The organism is Agromyces albus (assembly GCF_004134825.1).
Classification (GTDB): domain Bacteria; phylum Actinomycetota; class Actinomycetes; order Actinomycetales; family Microbacteriaceae; genus Agromyces; species Agromyces albus.
Genome location: NZ_SDPN01000063.1, coordinates 1 through 15117, shown reverse-complemented (window position 1 = coordinate 15117; position 15117 = coordinate 1). Strand labels below are relative to the sequence as shown.

The following is a 15117-nucleotide window of genomic DNA, read 5'->3' as shown; positions in this document are numbered from 1 at the left end:
AGGACTACTACACGGGCGACCCCGACAACCCCGTCGTCACGTGGGACGTGCACGACAACCAGCGCCGCGACTGGTGGGGCAACCCCGTCGTGCCGAGCTGGTACACGGAGGCCTCGCTCGTGCTCGACCTCGACGGCGAGCCGCAGCCCGTGGTGGCGCGCACCGACGAGTCCGAGATGGAGGTCACGATCGGCGCCGACGGCTTCTCGTACACCCGCAAAGACGACGAGCAGCGCGGCTTCAAGCTCGGCAACACCCTGTGACTCCGTTCCCGATTCACCTGCCCGGGCCGTAACTCCGGACACTCGAGCCGACGCCCCGAGCGGGCGACCTTCCTTTCCGGCGTGTCGCCCGCGGCATCCGGAGTTGTGCACATCGAAGCGCTCATGCAAGCTCCCGGCGGTCACGCCCGTCGCCCCAAAGGTGAACGGCGCGCCGCATGAGCATGCGCACCGCGTGGTCGATCGACTCCCACTCGTCGAGGACCTGGCGATGGCTGAACGAGATGTGCGCGTAGCCGACCGCCTTCAGCCATCCGATTCGTGCACGGTCCCGATCGAAGGCGCCGGGTGCGGTGTGCGGCCCCTCTCCCTCCACATCGAAGATCAGCCGCTCGCCGATCAACAGGTCGGCCCAGTACCCGCCCGGCATCGGCACCTGCGCGCGCACCGGGACGCCCGCCGCACGAAATCGCTCCCGAGCCACCGTTTCGCCGACTGCTTGGCTCCCCGTGATCGAGCGTCGGGCAACCAATCGAAGCGACGGCGTCATGCGCTGCATGAGACGAGCGAACGCGGCGTCGTCGAGCAGCTGGGGCCTCAGGCATCCAATCGACCCGTTCGCGGGCCGAGTCGAGGGCACAGAGCACCTCGAGTTCCGGGAGGCAGGTGAACATCTGGACGAGACACTCCTCGAGCGACACCAATGTTCCCCCGGTCGAACCGCCGCGCGCCCAATGCAGCCGTACCCCGGCGGATGCCTCGCCCGGCAGGAGCCTCCGGCTCGAATCGTCGGGATGCCGCAGTCGCGTGGCATGGGCATCGACATCGACGTGCAGTTCGTGGGGAACATTGAGCACTCGCAGGCCGTGCAGACCCGCGGCGGACACGCACGCGAGCCGGCCGCCGACACGCACGGCGCGTTTGACCTCGGCCGGGACGCCCGGGTCGGCGAACACTCCCCGCCGAAGGCGCTCGACCTCCCCGTGCTCGACGGCGGCGGCGATCCTCGGGCGACTCACACCAGCCGCGAGCAGGTCCGCCGCGGTGCATACGCCGCCGTGTGCGCGTGCCACCTCCCGCGCTCCGAACATGTCAGGAGCCTCGCAGTCGTGGAGGGATGCATCCGTCGGTCCTCTGCGACCTGTGGAGCATCGGCGGCACGAGCCGCCTCGGGAGGAGAAGCCGCCGCGCGACCGAGCGTGCGGACATCCGGATGCCTCGAGCGACACCCCGCGCGACGGGTTTCACCGAGCGGCGTGTCGGCGGGCGCATCCGGAGTTGCGAACCCACGACAGGGCAGGTGAGGACTCGTCGAACGCTCGAAGGACCAGCTCAGGCGAGGAACTCGATCGCGGCGTCCTTGAACGCCCGCGCCGTGAGCGTCGACACGTGGTCGCGTCCGGGGATCGACACGTAGTCGGCGTCCCAGTCGAGCGCGAGCTCGCGTGCGCCTTCGGGCACCGGATCGTTCTCGCCGGCGACGAACAGCGTCGGGATGTCGCCCGGGATCGAGAGCGGCGCTCCCTGCACGCCTTCGATGCAGGCGAGGAGCGCCTCACGGTCGGCGCCCGCAGAGATCGCGGGCCGGAGCAGCTGGTCGATGAGCGGATTCCTCGACGGCTCGTCGCGCAGCAGCACGGCGCGCGCCTCCTCGAGATCCCATGAGGCGAAGAGCTCGTGCGGCCCCGCTCCGCCGATGACGACCCGGCGAACGCGCTCGGGGGCGATGGAGGCGAAGGCCGACACCACCCGATTGCCCATCGAGTAGCCGATCAGGTCCACCTGGCCGACGCCTGCGGAGTCGACCACGGCGAGCAGGTCGGCGCCGAGCAGTTCGGGCGAATAGGAGTCGCCGTCGACCGGCTTGTCGCTCTCGCCGTGTCCGCGCAGGTCGAGCGTGATCACGGCGCGGCCCGCTGCACGAAGCGCCTGCACCCAGCCGGTGCCATCCCACGTCACGGCCGAAGTCGATGCGAACCCGTGCACGAGGAGCACGGGCGGCAGCGCGGCATGCGCTTCACCGGACCCATGCAAGCGGTAGGCGATGAGCACGCCGTCGGATGACTCGGCGTAGAGACTGGGCACCGGTGCCGTGTCGGCTCGCCTCACGAGGCGGCCCTGTCGAGCGCGGTCGACTCGGTGATGTCGGCGCCCGCGTGGCCCAGTTCGGCGAGTGCGAGTTCGGAGGTCGAGGCGGCGACGCCGGCGATGAGGTCGGTGAAGACGCGCACGTGCTGGCCGTGCTCGAGCGCGTCGAGCACGCTCGCCCGCACGCAATAATCGGTCGCGATGCCGACGACGTCGACGTCGGTGATGCCCCGGCTGGTGAGCACGTCGCTCATCGAGGCGCCGTCGTCGTCGGTGCCCTCGAAGATCGAGTAGGCAGGCACCCCCTGACCCTTGCGGATGTGCACATCGACGTGATCGAGCGAGAGCGCCGGGTGGTATTCGGCGCCCTCAGTTCCCGCGACGCAGTGCACGGGCCAGGTCTCGACGAAGTCGGGCTCGCTCTCGACCGCGAAATGACCGCCGTTGTCTCCCTCGGCGGAATGCCAGTCGCGGGATGCCACGACCACGTCGTACTCGCCGCGGTGCCGTTCGAGCAGCTCGGTCACGCCTGCAGCGACGGCGGCGCCGCCCTCGACACCGAGCGCACCCCCCTCGGTGAAGTCATTCTGCACGTCGATGATGAACAGGGCCCGGGTCATCGGCTCGCTCCTTCGCTCGTCCTGCATGCGGCCGATCCGGCCGCACCTCCATTCTTCCAGTCAGCGCGGCCGGTTGGACGGCGGCGGCACTACTGGTTGGAGAGGTTGTCGCCGCAGAGGAAGAAGCCGGTGGTGAGGGTGTCGATCGCCTGCTTCGCCTCGTCGGTCACGTCGCCGAGGGCGTAGATCGCGAACGTGAGGGTCGAGCCGTCTTGTGCACGGATGACGCCCGAGAGCGTGTACCCGCTCTCGATCCATCCCGTCTTGGCCGAGACTGCCCCGGAGGCCACCGCGTTCTCGCCCTGGAACCGGTCGTTGTAGGAGAGCGACCCGCGCTGGCCCGAGACGGGCAATCCGTCCATGAGGATGCCGAGGTTGCCCTCGCGCGCATTGATCTTCACGAAGAGCTGGGTGAGGTAGGCCGGCGGCACGGCGTTGTCGTCGCTGAGTCCTGAGCCGTCGACGACGGTGATGCCCGTCGTGTCGAGCCCGTAGGCCGCGAGCCCCTCGAGCACCCCGGCGTTGATCGCACTGAAATCATTGCCGGCGCCCGTCTCGATCGCGACGAGGCGAGCGAGCATCTCGGCGACGGAGTTGTCGGAGACGACGAGCGCCTTGTCGACGAGTTCGGCGACAGTGGGCGAGAGCACCCGGCCGAGCTGCGCGGCGCCGGCCGGGGCCGTGCCGCGCTCGATGACCGAGATGCCGCCGAGCTCCGATGCGAAGGCGTCGCCTGCGCGTGCGATCGGATCGGGGCTGCGCCACGAGGTGTTGCTCGACGGGCTGTCGCGGTCGCCGTCGACCTGCAGCGCCGTGATGTTCGACATGTAGCCGTCTTCGCGCTCGATGAGGTCCCAGGTCGGATGCCACTCGTCACCGCCGAAGAAGCTCGCGTCGAGCACGAGCTTCGTGAGCGGCGGATTCGAGGGGTCGGCCGACCACGCGCTTCGCACCTGCTGTGCGAGCTCGTCGAGGTGCGCCGCGCCGGGGTACACCGTGGTCGTGCCGCTGGGCGTTCGTGAGAGGGTCACGTCCCCGCCGCCGACGAGCACGACGGATCCGGGCTCGGCGCCTTTCACGACGGTCGTGGCCGCGCGGTGGTCTGGGCCGAGTACCGACAGCGCGGCCGCCGCGGTGAGCACCTTCATGACGCTCGCCGTTCGCGAGGGCGTGGCAGCGCCACGGTCATAGAGCGCCTCGCCCGTGGCGGCGTTCCTGACATGCGCCTGCAGGTTCGCGAGGCGGCCGTCGGCGGCGCGGTCGGCGACGGAGCACGTGCGGATGCGGCTCGCAGGCGCAACTGCCGCGGGCACCGGCCGGGCGGCATCCGGCGTCGGGGTGGGGGTCGACCGCGTTGCGACGGCGACCTCCTCGCCCGCACCCGTGGCGGCGCCGGCGAACACGGCTCCAGTGCCGAGCAGCGCGAATGCGAGCACTCCACCGGTGATCGAGAGGGTGAGCCGGTGCTTGCGCACGAAGGCGCCGAACCGTGCCGACGCCGCGCCCGCGGTCACTGCCGTCTCCGCCTGGGCAGGTTCGAGCGTCGGGTCATCCTTCCGGTCATCCACCCCGGCATTGTACGTGCCGGTTTCGGCAGGCTGCTCCGAAGGTCATTCCCCCGGGTAGCGCAAGCCGATCTGCTCGCGGATCGCATCGAGCGTTCCCAGAATCGCGACCGTTTCGTCGATGGGCAGCACGTCGCCGCCCAGGGTGCCGGCTGCGACGAGCCGTTCGACGGCTTCGGCCTGGCAATGCATACCTCGCCCGTTGACGTCGATCGGGCGGAACTCCTCGATGACGGTGCCATCTGGGGCGACCACGCGGAAGCTCGCGGGCGTGTACCAGACCCGGTCGATGTCGATACGAGCTTCGGTGCCGAGCACCACGGCGGTGTTCGGCCCGCTCGAATCACTCGCCGAGAGCGTCGTGGCGACTCGCCCGCCCTCGTAGCCGAAGATCGTCGCGATCTGGGCATCGGCACCGGTGCTCTTGAACGTCGCCGTCGACTGGATCGTGAGGGGCGCCCCGAAGAGGTCCCAGGCGAAGGAGATCGGGTAGATCCCGAGGTCGAGGAGGGCGCCACCGCCCAGCTCGAGCGCGTTGATGCGGTGTGCCGGGTCGTCGGAGAGCTTCTGCGTGTGATCGGCCATGAGCGCGCGCACCTCGCCGAGTGTTCCCTCGGCGATGATCTCGCGGATGCGTGCCATGTGGGGCAGGTAGCGGGTCCACATCGCCTCGAGGGCGAGGAGCCCCTTCGCTGCCGCGAGGTCGGCGATCGCCTGGGCCTCACGGGCGTTGACCGCGAACGGCTTCTCGACGAGCACGTGCTTGCCGGCCTCGAGTGCGAGCATCGCGTTCGACGCGTGCAGCGGATGCGGCGTCGAGACGTAGATCACGTCGACCTCCGGGTCGGCGACGAGCGCCTCGTAGCTCCCGTGCGCGTTCGGGATCTCGAACTCCGCGGCGAAGGCCTCGGCGGCCGCACTCGACCTCGAGCCCACCGCCTGCACGGTGAATCCGTTGATCTTCAGGTCGCTCGTGAAGGCGCGGGCGATGCCACCCGTCGCGAGGATGCCCCAGCGCAGTCGTTCAGTCATGGCGACAGCCTAACCGCGGGCGGCCACGCTGAAATCGCTCCGAAGTCGGGAAGCTGCACCGGAACGAGGCGGCTGTCTGTCCTGAATCGGGTCGCGGCGAGATCCGATCTGCTCTAGCCTCCGCCTATGACAACGACGTCTCGAATCCGCCGCCAGATGAGCATCCTCGGCGCCACCGCCCTCATACTCGCGACCGCTCTCGTCGGCGCCGTTCCCGCGCAAGCGGTGCCCGGTGGACCGACGCAGACTGCCGCCACATCGAAAGTCGCCTACGCGGCCCTCGGCGACTCGTATGCCGCTGGTGTCGGCGGGGGCGGCTACCTCGACACGTGCTTGACGAGCCCGGCCGGCTATCCGAGCCTGCTCAGCGCCGATCCCGGCGTGCGCCATGTGGCTCTGCTCGCGTGCTCGGGCGCCACCACGGCCGACGTCACGACCCAGCTCTCCGCGCTCACCCGGCAGACGAAGCTCATCACGATCACGGTCGGGGGGAATGACCTCGGGGTCGACGTGCTCGCCTCGGCATGTGTCGCGGGCACGGTCGACGATTGCTTTGCGGCCGTTGCCGTGGCACAGGCGAGGCTCCCGCAACTCGCGGCCGATCTCGCCTCCACATTTGCGGCGATCGGCGCGGCGGCACCGAAGGCGACGGTCGTCGTCACGGGCTATCCACTCCTGTTCGAGTCGCCGACTGATCCGCGGAAGGTCGCGGTGAACCAGGGCATCATGCTGCTCAACGATCTCATCGAGGCGACCGCCACCGGCGCGGGATTCCTCTTCGTCGACGTCGAGTCGGCGTTCGCCGGCCACGGACTTGACAGCGCGGATCCCTGGATCCACGGCCTCGCCTCCCCCGAGGCGTTCCACCCGACGGTCGCCGGGTACGAGGCCTACGCCGCGGCGATTCGCGCGGCGATCGGCTGAGTCGATGTGCTCGTTCAAGTGGGAGTGCTCCACGAGCCGAGCGCAAGGGATTGTCGGCAGGCTTGCATTCCGATAGTCGTGGAGTATGGACCGCATTCACTATGCAGGTGGAGACCTGCTGACCGGAAGCAACATCGCACGGTCGCTGCTCGCGTATGCGGAGGCGCTGGCGCAACGTGAGTCGGCGGCATCCGTCGAGATCCCTATTCGCCACAGCGATGGCACGGTCGGGCGCGCGAATATCCTCATCGGTCCCGCGAGCCAACTCGTCTCGGAGTCCGAGACGATCGGCGGGGAGGAGCTCGTCGACGACGCCCTCGTGGCCGACCTGGATCGGCGCACGGCCGGTCTCGCGACGATGCGCCCGGTGACCGGCATTCCCGCGAACGCGAACGTCACCGACGACCCGATCGACTTCGACTGGGACGGGAACGAGGACGCCTGATATGGCCCGATTCCGCCGCGGCCCTGTGCGACCGTCTCCGCATGCCAACTCCGCCGACATGCGGAGCGGCCGTGTCTTGGGGCCGGACGCACGAACGGCCCGGATTCATCCGGGCCGTTCGAGGTGATGGAGCCGCCTGTGGGAATCGAACCCACGACCTTCTCATTACGAGTGAGACGCTCTGCCGACTGAGCTAAGGCGGCGTGGCATCCGCTGCGCCGAGGCGCACCGGTTGGCACGAGAATCTATGTTAGCGGGTTTCGCAGGCGCCGTTGAACACCCTTGCGTGCCATGGCCGTCGGCCCGGCCGGCCGATCAGCATTGCGGATCGCTCGCGGGAACCGTGCCGTCGATGAAGAAGGACTCGACGGCGTCGTTCACGCACGAGTTCGACTTGTTGTACGCCGTGTGCCCCTCGCCCTCGTAGCTGACGAGCGCGCCGCTCTCGAGCTGCTCGGCGAGCGCGACCGCCCACTCGTACGGCGTCGCGGGGTCGCCCGTGGTGCCGATCACGAGGATCGGCTCCGCGCCTTCGGCGTGGATCTCTTCGCGATCGCGGTCGCTCGTGTGCGGCCAGTTCACGCACGTGAGGTCGCCGAAGCCGAAGTAGCGTCCGATCGTCGGCGCGATCGCGGCGATCTCCGCGGCCTTGTCACGCATCACCGAGACATCGGACTGGTACGAGTAGTCGAGGCAGTTGATCGCTCGGAACGCCTCGGTCGAGTTGTCGAGGTAGGTGCCGTCGGCGTTACGCCCGTTGTAGCCGTCGGCGAAGCTCAAGGCGGTGTCGGCGTCGCCCAGCATCACCGATTCGAGCATCTGGCTGAGGTACGGCCACGAGTCGGCGCTGTAGAGCGGGTAGATGATGGCGGTGAGCAGGGTGTCGGCTCCGACGAGGCGGCCGTCGGTGCCGCGAAGCGGGCTCTGTTCGACGGATGCCAGGAGCCGGCCGATCTCCGCTATCGCCTCGTCGGCTGAGCCGCGGAACGGACAATCGCTGCCGGCGAGGCAGTTCTCGACGTAGGCGCGGAGCGCCTTCTCGAAGCCCACCGCTTGCGCCTTCGTGACCTCGAAGTCGCTCGCCGAGGGGTCGATCGCGCCGTCGAGCACGAGCCGGCCCACCTTGTCGGGGTAGAGGTCGGCGAACGTCGCGCCGAGGAAGGTGCCATACGAGTAGCCGAGATAGTTCAGCTGCTCGTCGCCGAGCACCGCGCGCAGCAGGTCGAGGTCGCGAGCGGCGCTCACCGTGTCGACGTTCGCGAGCAGGTCGCCCGACTTCTCGGCGCACGCCGTGCCGAAGTCCTTCGCCGAGGTCTCGACCGCGGCGACCCAGTCATCACTCCCGCGCTCAGCGGGGATGATTCCGTAGAGGTACTCGTCCATCTGGGCGGGGTCGTAGCAGGCGACCGCACTCGAGCGGCCGACCCCGCGCGGGTCGAATCCGACGATGTCGAAGCGGTCGCGCAGCGGCTCGCCGACGGCGTAGCTCAGGGAGTCGGCCACGAAGTCGTATCCGGAGGCGCCGGGGCCGCCCGGGTTCACGAGCAGCGAGCCGATGCGGTCGCCGGTGGCGACGTGACGCACGAGGGCGAGCTCGATCTCGCCCGACCCGGGGTCGTCCCAATCGAGGGGTGCCTTGGCCGTGCTGCAGCCGAGCTCCTCTCCGCATCGCTCCCACTCGAGCACCTGTTCGTAGAACGGCTGCAGGTCGGCGTCGACCTCCTCGCCCGTCGGCGTCGACTGCGACTTCGGCGGGTTCAGGAAGGTGGGCATGCAGGCGCTGAGCGCCAGCGCCGACGCGAGCGCGACCGCCGCCAATGCCATGCGCCGCGCGCGCGGCATCCGTCGTTCGCGGTTCGGTTCGCGTGTGCCGTTCATGCGGCCCCCCGTTCGGTGGTCGGTCTGCGGATCGCCGAGACGAGCATCGCCTCGAGCGCGAGCGCGGGTTGCACGTTGCCGTCGATGCGATCGCGAGCCGACTGGATGGCATCGAGCGTCGCGAGGGTGCGGGCAGGCGAAGCGGATGCCGCGGCATACTGCAGGCGCTCGAGCAGCTCTCGGTTCACGAGCTCGACGTCGGCGCCGAGCTGGATCAGCAGGATGTCGCGGTAGAGCGACGCGAGATCGACGAGGATGCGGTCGATGCCGTCGCGAAGGCTCCGCGTCGCGCGGCGCTTCTGATCGTCTTCGAGCGCCTTGAGCTGCGGGCGGAGCGCATTGGGCACCGCTTGGCCGGGCGCGACGCCGAGCGAGTGCAACGCGTGCGCGCGCTCTTCGGCGTCGCGCAGCTCGGTGATCGCCTTCGCGTCGTCGCCCGCGATCTCGAGGAAGCGCGCCGCCGTGGCGACCGCGGTCGCCGCCGAGCGCACCTCGAGCGCGAGCCGGAGCGTCTCGGCGCGACGACTCCGCGCCTCATCGCTCGTCGCGAGCCGATGCGCCATGCCGATGTGGCTCTGCGCCTCGCGCGCCGCGCGCTCGGCGAGCACGGGATCGACGCCGTCGCGGCGAACGAGGAGCGACGCGACATCCGCGATGCTCGGAACCTGGAGGCGCACGGAACGAACCCGCGAGCGGATGGTCGGGATGAGGTCGGCCTCGCTCGGTGCACACAGGATCCACACGGTGCGCTCGGGCGGCTCCTCGAGCTCTTTCAGCAGGAAGTTCGAGGTCTGCTCGGTCATGCGGTCGGCGTCTTCGACGATGATCACGCGGTGACGCCCGACGGAGGGCGAGTAGTGCGAGCGGCGCACGATCTCGCGCACGTCGTCGCGCTTGATGATGACGCCCTCGGTGGCGAGCACGTGCAGGTCGGGGTGGCTACGCGCCTCGACCTGGATGCGGGTGGGCTCGTCGCCGTCGGGGTCACCCGAGATGAGCGCGGTGGCGAAGGCGTATGCGAGGTTCGAACGCCCCGATCCGGGAGGGCCGGTGATGAGCCACGAGTGGGTCATCTGCTGGGCGCTGCTGGCGATGCCGGCGGTGCTCGCGGCGCCGCGGAACACGGCGATCGCCTGATCCTGCCCGGTCAGTTCGCTCCACACGCTCACGGTTCCACGCTACCTTCCGCCGCCGACCGTGGCCCGCTCGATCTCAGAGGAGTTCGGCGACGCGCGTGCGGATGGCTGCGGCGATCTCGTCGGCGGGCAGCGCCGCGTCGACCACGAGGAAGCGATCGGGCTCGGCTGCGGCGATCGCGAGGTAGGCGTTGCGAACGCGGTCGTGGAACTCGGATGCCTCGGCCTCGAGCCGGTCGTACCTGGTGCGCGCCTCGTCGAGACGGCCTCGCGCTGCACCGGCGTCGAGGTCGAGCAGGATCGTGAGGTCGGGTCGCAGACCTTCGGTGGCCCATTCGGAGAGGCCGCGGATCGCGTCGGGGTCGAGCACGCGGCCGACGCCCTGGTAGGCGACCGACGAGTCGATGTAGCGATCCTGGATGACGACGTCGCCGCGTTCGAGCGCCGGACGCACGACGGTGGCGACGTGATGGGCGCGGTCGGCCGCGTAGAGCAGCGCCTCGGCCCGGGGCGAGATGTCGCCGCGGTGGTGCAGCACGATCTCGCGAACCTCGACGCCGACCGCGGTGCCGCCGGGTTCGCGAGTGCGCAGCACCGTGCGTCCCTGCTCGGAGAGCCAGCGGTCGAGCCGTTCTGCCTGCGTGGTCTTGCCGGAGCCGTCGCCGCCCTCGAGGGTGATGAAGACGCCCGAGCTCACGACGTGCTCTTCTTGGCCGGCGCCTTCTTCGCGGGCGCCTTCTTGGCGGTGGTCGTGCGCGCGGTGGTCGTTCGCTTCGCACGCGGCGCGGCGGGACCCTTGTCGCGCTTGATCTGCAGCAGCTCGACGGCTCGCTCGAAGGTGATCTCCTCGACCGATTCGGCCCGCGGGATCGTGGCGTTCGTCGTGCCATCGGTGACGTAGGGACCGAATCGGCCGTCTTTCACCTTGATCGGCTTGCCGCTCACCGGGTCGTTCTCGAACTCCTTGAGTGCGCTCGACGCGCTGCGGGCACCGTACTTGGGCTGCGCATAGAGCGCGAGTGCACCGTCGAGGTCGATCTCGAAGATCGCGTCCTCGCTCGGGAGTGTGCGCGTGTCGGCGCCCTTCTTCAGGTACGGACCGTAGCGGCCGTTCTGCGCGGTGATCTCGTCGCCCGACTCGGGGTCGGCGCCCACCACGCGCGGCAGGTCGAGCAGTTTCAGCGCCGTCTCGAGGTCGAGCTCCGCCGGCTCCATGCTCTTGAAGAGCGAGGCCGTGCGCGGCTTGGCCGCTGCGACCTTCTTCGCGGCGCGTTTCAGCTTGGCCGGCTCGATGACCTCGCCGGTGGCTGCATCGACGGATGCCTCAGGCGCGGCCTCGGGCTCGGGCTCGACTTCGGTCACGTACGGGCCGAACCGCCCGTCTTTCAATACGACCTGCTTGCCGTTCACGGGGTTCTCGCCGAGCACCCGGTCGCCCTGCACCGGCGCCTCGATGAGCTCGCGGGCCTTTGCCTCGGTGAGCTCGTCGGGGGCGAGTTCGGTGGGGAGGTTGACGCGGCGCGGCGGTGCGTCGGCCTCGGCATCCGGATCCACCGTCTCGAGGTAGGGGCCGTACTTGCCGATGCGTAGGGTGATGTCGGGGGCGATCACGACCGAGTTGATCTCGCGCGCGTCGATGTCGCCGAGGTTGTCGACGACCTGGCGGAGCCCGCGGTGCGTCTCTGAGCCGAAGTAGAAGCCGTTCAGCCAGTCGACCCGGTCGGCCTCGCCGGCGGCGATCCGGTCGAGGTCGTCTTCCATCTCGGCGGTGAAGTCGTATTCGACGAGATCGCCGAAGTGCTCCTCGAGCAGGCGCACGACCGAGAAGGCGATCCAGCTCGGCACGAGTGCCTGGCCGCGCTGCGTGACGTAGCCGCGGTCGAGGATCGTCGAGATGATCGACGCGAACGTCGAGGGGCGGCCGATGCCGAGCTCCTCGAGCCGCTTCACGAGGCTCGCTTCGGTGTAGCGCGGGGGCGGGCTGGTCTCGTGGCCCTTCGCCTCGAGCTCGGCGAGCGTGAGGGCCTGGCCCTCGGTGAGCGGCGGCAGCTTCGCCTCGCCTGGCGCGTCGTCGGCGTTGCGCTCCTCGTCGCGGCTCTCCTCATAGGCCGCAAGGAAGCCGCGGAAGGTGATGACGGTGCCGCTCGCGGTGAACTCGGCGATGGCTCCGGTGATGGGCACGGATGCCTCGGCGGGAGCCGAAGCATCCGTCGCCGTGGGACCGACCTCGATCGTGACGGTCGCGGTCTGACCCTTCGCGTCGGCCATCTGCGACGCGACGGTGCGCTTCCAGATGAGGTCGTAGAGCTTGAATTCGCTGCCGCGCAGCACGCTCTGCAGCTCGGAGGGCGTGCGGAACACCTCGCCCGAGGGTCGGATCGCCTCGTGCGCCTCTTGGGCGTTCTTGCTCTTGCCGGAGTAGACGCGCGGCTTGTCGGGGATCGAGTCGGCTCCGTAGAGGGCGGTGGCCTGCGCGCGAGCCGCCGTGATCGCCTGCTGCGAGAGCGACACCGAGTCGGTTCGCATATAGGTGATGTAGCCGTTCTCGTAGAGCGACTGCGCGACGCGCATGGTGTCGCGCGCCGAGAGGCGGAGCTTGCGCGCCGACTCCTGCTGCAGCGTCGAGGTCGTGAACGGTGCAGCGGGCCGCCGGGAGTAGGGCTTCGATTCGACCTTGGAGACGGTGCGGTTCACGCCCTCGGCACGCAGTGCGGTGACGAGCGCGTGCGCTGCGGGCTCGTTGAGCACGACGGCCGAGCCCTTGAGCTTGCCGGAGTCGTCGAAGTCGCGGCCGGTGGCGACGCGATTCCCGCCGAGGCGCACGAGCCGTGCTTCGAAGGCCGACGCCGCCTCACCGCTCGCGAAGCGTCCGATGAGATCCCAGTAGCCGGCGGCGACGAACGCGAGCCGTTCACGTTCGCGATCGACGACGAGCCGGGTCGCGGCCGACTGCACGCGGCCGGCTGACAGGCCGGGGCCGACCTTGCGCCACAGCACCGGCGACACCTCATAGCCGTAGAGACGGTCGAGGATGCGGCGGGTCTCCTGCGCGTCGACGAGGGCGGTGTCGAGTTCGCGGGTGTTGTCCTTCGCCTTCTGGATCGCGTCTTTCGTGATCTCGTGGAAGACCATTCGGCGCACCGGAACCTTGGGCTTCAGCTCCTGCAGGAGGTGCCACGCGATGGCTTCGCCCTCGCGGTCCTCATCAGTGGCGAGCAGGAGCTCGTCGGCGTTCTTCAGCGCGCGCTTCAAGTCGGCGACGGTCTTCTTCTTCGAGTCGGAGACGACGTAGTACGGCTCGAACCCGTGCTCGACGTCGACCGAGAACTTGCCGAGCGAGCCCTTCTTGAGCTCGGCGGGCAGGTTCTTCGGCTCGATCAGGTCGCGGATGTGCCCGACCGACGACAGCACTTCGTAGCCCTCACCCAGATACTGGGCGATGGACTTCATCTTGGTCGGCGACTCTACGATGACCAATTTCTTCGCGCCTGACACCAGACTCCTCTTATTCCAACATTTGAGACGGGAACGCACATGAATGCCGCGCCCCCGAGCGGTGTGTGCCATCGACCGGCGACTCGCTGCGCCGACAGCCACACCATACACACCCTCACCGTGAGTGCACCGATGCTCGTCGCGAAATGGCACACGCCGGCGTCGCGCGTCGAGCCCTTGCGGATCGTGGCGGTCGGAGGAGAATTGCCCGCATGGATACGTCAACCACCGGCTCGTACACCGCAAAGCTGATCGACGGACCACTCGAGGGCAAGACGGTCGCAACACCCTTCCTCGAATCGGGCGATCCACGTCCGCGGTTGGAGCTGGGCGCCGAGCACGGCAAGCACTACGTGTACTCGCGGGCCGCCGGCCTCGAGTTCAGCGCCGACGACGACGACAGGCCGACCGCGGTCGAGTATCGCTTCGTCGAGACCGTCTTCGTCTGAGCTCAGCCCGACCATTCCCCCGTCTGTTCCGGGGGCCCTGCCCTCGCTGCGGCGTCGAGCTCGAAACCGAGCACGGAAACCGTCACGGTGACGGATGCCGCCGGCCCCAGGGCCTCGCACGAGCCGAGCGTGGCGCCGTTGCGCGCCGCCACCTGCCCCGCGAGCTGACAAGGCACGCCGGGCACGGCACCGGAGGTCGCGTCGGCAGCGGCGAGCGCCGCGGCATCCGCTGCGTTGGCGGCCCGCTGCGACGCCACGAACACCGTGAGCATGGGAACGACGGCGACGGTGAGCGCGACGATCGCGCCGACGATGCCGAGGGCGAGCACGGATGCCGCGCCGCCCTCGTCGACGATCGACCGCCGCCTCATCACCCGCCGCAGTACCGATCGCCGCATCATCGCCCGCCCGTCACGGCGCACGATTCCGCGCGCAATTCGATCGCCGCGAGAAGCCCGTCGCCCGGGGTACTGAGCGTTGCGCAGACGAACATGCCGTCGACGGCGACGCCGAGCGCGGCGCCTCCGGAGACGCGGTCGGCGATCGCGCCCGCCTCGGCGGCCGACTCCCCACGGCCGAGCGCACGGGCGGCGTCGGCCGCGGCATCCGTCAGCCGCACCTGTTGGGCGATGAGCTGTACTGACGCGAGGCAGGCCGCGAGCACGAGTGCGATCGCAGGCAGCGCGACCGCGAACTCCGCGGTCACGCTGCCCCGGTCGCGGTCAGCCGACGGTGAGCGCATTCCGCACGAGGTCGGTGAGGATGCCGCGCACCTCGTCGCCGCGCAGGATGAGCACGAGGAGACCGGCGAAGCCGACCGCGGCCATCGTGGCCACCGCGTATTCGGCCGTCGCTGCACCTCGTTCTCCGGCGAGACGCCGTGCGACGGTGCGGAGCCCGGCGCGGAGGCAGCGCCGCGGCGAGCGATGACCCGGTATCGACGACGACCTATCGCGCTCGGCGGCCTCGATCGGTGTGGCGGGTTGGTGCATGAGGTGTTCCTTCCTGTAGTGCCGAGGTTTCGGTGTGCCGAGGTCTCAGCGGGTGGCGGCACGAGCGTTGGCCGTCACCCGGCACCGACGAGGGTGCCGGTGATGACGGAGATCATGAGGGGCGCGACGCCGAGCAGCACGAACGCCGGCAGCACGCAGAGCCCGAGCGGCAGCATGAGCCGAACGCCGAGGGTCGCAGCGCGCGCCTCACCCGCCGCCCGAGCCGAGCGCCGCAGCCGGAAGGCCTCGGCGCGCAGCAGCTCGGCGACCGG

General features: G+C 69.6%; 15 protein-coding genes, 1 tRNA gene and 3 pseudogenes. 4 read left to right on the top strand and 15 right to left on the bottom strand.

The window, feature by feature from the left end; translation table 11 throughout:
• A pseudogene (locus ESP51_RS19245) lies at window positions 1–263 on the top strand (3,4-dihydroxyphenylacetate 2,3-dioxygenase); the annotation flags it as partial.
• 121 nt (window positions 264–384) lie between these two features.
• Here ESP51_RS19245 and ESP51_RS21145 read toward each other — a convergent pair.
• The 6 genes and pseudogenes from ESP51_RS21145 to ESP51_RS19220 form a co-directional block, all read right to left on the bottom strand.
• Entirely contained in the window at window positions 385–705 is a 321-nt protein-coding gene (locus tag ESP51_RS21145; RefSeq protein WP_241843002.1) for a DUF559 domain-containing protein, read from the bottom strand.
• Between the two features lie 475 nt (window positions 706–1180).
• Window positions 1181–1312: pseudogene (locus ESP51_RS21280) on the bottom strand (type IV toxin-antitoxin system AbiEi family antitoxin domain-containing protein); the annotation flags it as partial.
• Window positions 1313–1553: 241 nt separating this feature from the next.
• The gene (locus ESP51_RS19235) at window positions 1554–2330 is read right to left on the bottom strand and encodes an alpha/beta fold hydrolase (protein ID WP_241843003.1); all 777 of its coding nucleotides are present in this window, start codon (window positions 2328–2330) and stop codon (window positions 1554–1556) included.
• Complete coding sequence (locus tag ESP51_RS19230; RefSeq protein ID WP_129519966.1) at window positions 2327–2929, bottom strand: isochorismatase family protein; 603 nt, start codon at window positions 2927–2929, stop codon at window positions 2327–2329. The genes ESP51_RS19235 and ESP51_RS19230 overlap by 4 nt, the downstream gene beginning before the upstream one ends.
• 89 nt (window positions 2930–3018) lie before the next feature.
• Window positions 3019–4497 (bottom strand): D-alanyl-D-alanine carboxypeptidase/D-alanyl-D-alanine-endopeptidase, encoded by a 1479-nt coding sequence (locus ESP51_RS19225; protein ID WP_241843004.1) that lies wholly within the window; start codon window positions 4495–4497, stop codon window positions 3019–3021.
• Window positions 4498–4539: 42 nt separating this feature from the next.
• Window positions 4540–5526 (bottom strand): Gfo/Idh/MocA family protein, encoded by a 987-nt coding sequence (locus tag ESP51_RS19220; RefSeq protein WP_129519967.1) that lies wholly within the window; start codon window positions 5524–5526, stop codon window positions 4540–4542.
• 126 nt (window positions 5527–5652) lie between these two features.
• Between ESP51_RS19220 and ESP51_RS19215 the strand changes: the two genes are divergently transcribed.
• Window positions 5653–6450 (top strand): SGNH/GDSL hydrolase family protein, encoded by a 798-nt coding sequence (locus ESP51_RS19215; protein ID WP_129519968.1) that lies wholly within the window; start codon window positions 5653–5655, stop codon window positions 6448–6450.
• An 85-nt stretch (window positions 6451–6535) separates the two neighbouring features.
• Window positions 6536–6895 carry a hypothetical protein gene (locus ESP51_RS19210; protein ID WP_129519969.1) on the top strand — a complete coding sequence of 120 codons (360 nt, stop codon included), beginning with the start codon at window positions 6536–6538 and terminating at the stop codon, window positions 6893–6895.
• Window positions 6896–7022: 127 nt separating this feature from the next.
• Here the strand turns inward: ESP51_RS19210 and ESP51_RS19205 are convergent.
• The 5 genes from ESP51_RS19205 to topA all read right to left on the bottom strand — a co-directional run bounded on the left by ESP51_RS19205 (window position 7023) and on the right by topA (window position 13404).
• Window positions 7023–7098: transfer RNA gene (locus ESP51_RS19205), tRNA-Thr, on the bottom strand.
• Between the two features lie 112 nt (window positions 7099–7210).
• Entirely contained in the window at window positions 7211–8773 is a 1563-nt protein-coding gene (locus ESP51_RS19200; RefSeq protein WP_129519970.1) for an alpha/beta hydrolase, read from the bottom strand.
• On the bottom strand, window positions 8770–9942 hold the full coding sequence (locus tag ESP51_RS19195; protein WP_129519971.1) for a DNA polymerase III subunit delta': 1173 nt from the start codon (window positions 9940–9942) through the stop codon (window positions 8770–8772). The genes ESP51_RS19200 and ESP51_RS19195 overlap by 4 nt, the downstream gene beginning before the upstream one ends.
• Window positions 9943–9985: 43 nt before the next feature.
• Window positions 9986–10606 carry a dTMP kinase gene (gene tmk, locus ESP51_RS19190; protein ID WP_129519972.1) on the bottom strand — a complete coding sequence of 207 codons (621 nt, stop codon included), beginning with the start codon at window positions 10604–10606 and terminating at the stop codon, window positions 9986–9988.
• A complete protein-coding gene (topA, locus tag ESP51_RS19185) occupies window positions 10603–13404 on the bottom strand; it encodes a type I DNA topoisomerase (RefSeq protein ID WP_129519973.1) in 2802 nt (933 codons plus the stop codon). Before topA ends, tmk begins: the two co-directional genes overlap by 4 nt.
• A 212-nt stretch (window positions 13405–13616) precedes the next feature.
• Here topA and ESP51_RS19180 point away from each other — a divergent pair, with 212 nt between their 5' ends.
• Complete coding sequence (locus ESP51_RS19180) at window positions 13617–13853, top strand: hypothetical protein (protein WP_129519974.1); 237 nt, start codon at window positions 13617–13619, stop codon at window positions 13851–13853.
• A gap of 2 nt (window positions 13854–13855) precedes the next feature.
• Here the strand turns inward: ESP51_RS19180 and ESP51_RS19175 are convergent, their stop codons facing one another.
• The 4 genes and pseudogenes from ESP51_RS19175 to ESP51_RS20745 all read right to left on the bottom strand — a co-directional run.
• Window positions 13856–14224: an Rv3654c family TadE-like protein gene (locus ESP51_RS19175; RefSeq protein ID WP_129519975.1), complete on the bottom strand. Its 369-nt coding sequence runs from the start codon at window positions 14222–14224 to the stop codon at window positions 13856–13858.
• A 26-nt stretch (window positions 14225–14250) separates the two neighbouring features.
• Window positions 14251–14559: a TadE family type IV pilus minor pilin gene (locus ESP51_RS19170; RefSeq protein WP_241843005.1), complete on the bottom strand. Its 309-nt coding sequence runs from the start codon at window positions 14557–14559 to the stop codon at window positions 14251–14253.
• Between the two features lie 16 nt (window positions 14560–14575).
• On the bottom strand, window positions 14576–14845 hold the full coding sequence (locus ESP51_RS19165) for a DUF4244 domain-containing protein (RefSeq protein WP_129519977.1): 270 nt from the start codon (window positions 14843–14845) through the stop codon (window positions 14576–14578).
• A gap of 74 nt (window positions 14846–14919) precedes the next feature.
• Window positions 14920–15117 (bottom strand): annotated as a pseudogene (locus ESP51_RS20745) (type II secretion system F family protein); the annotation flags it as partial.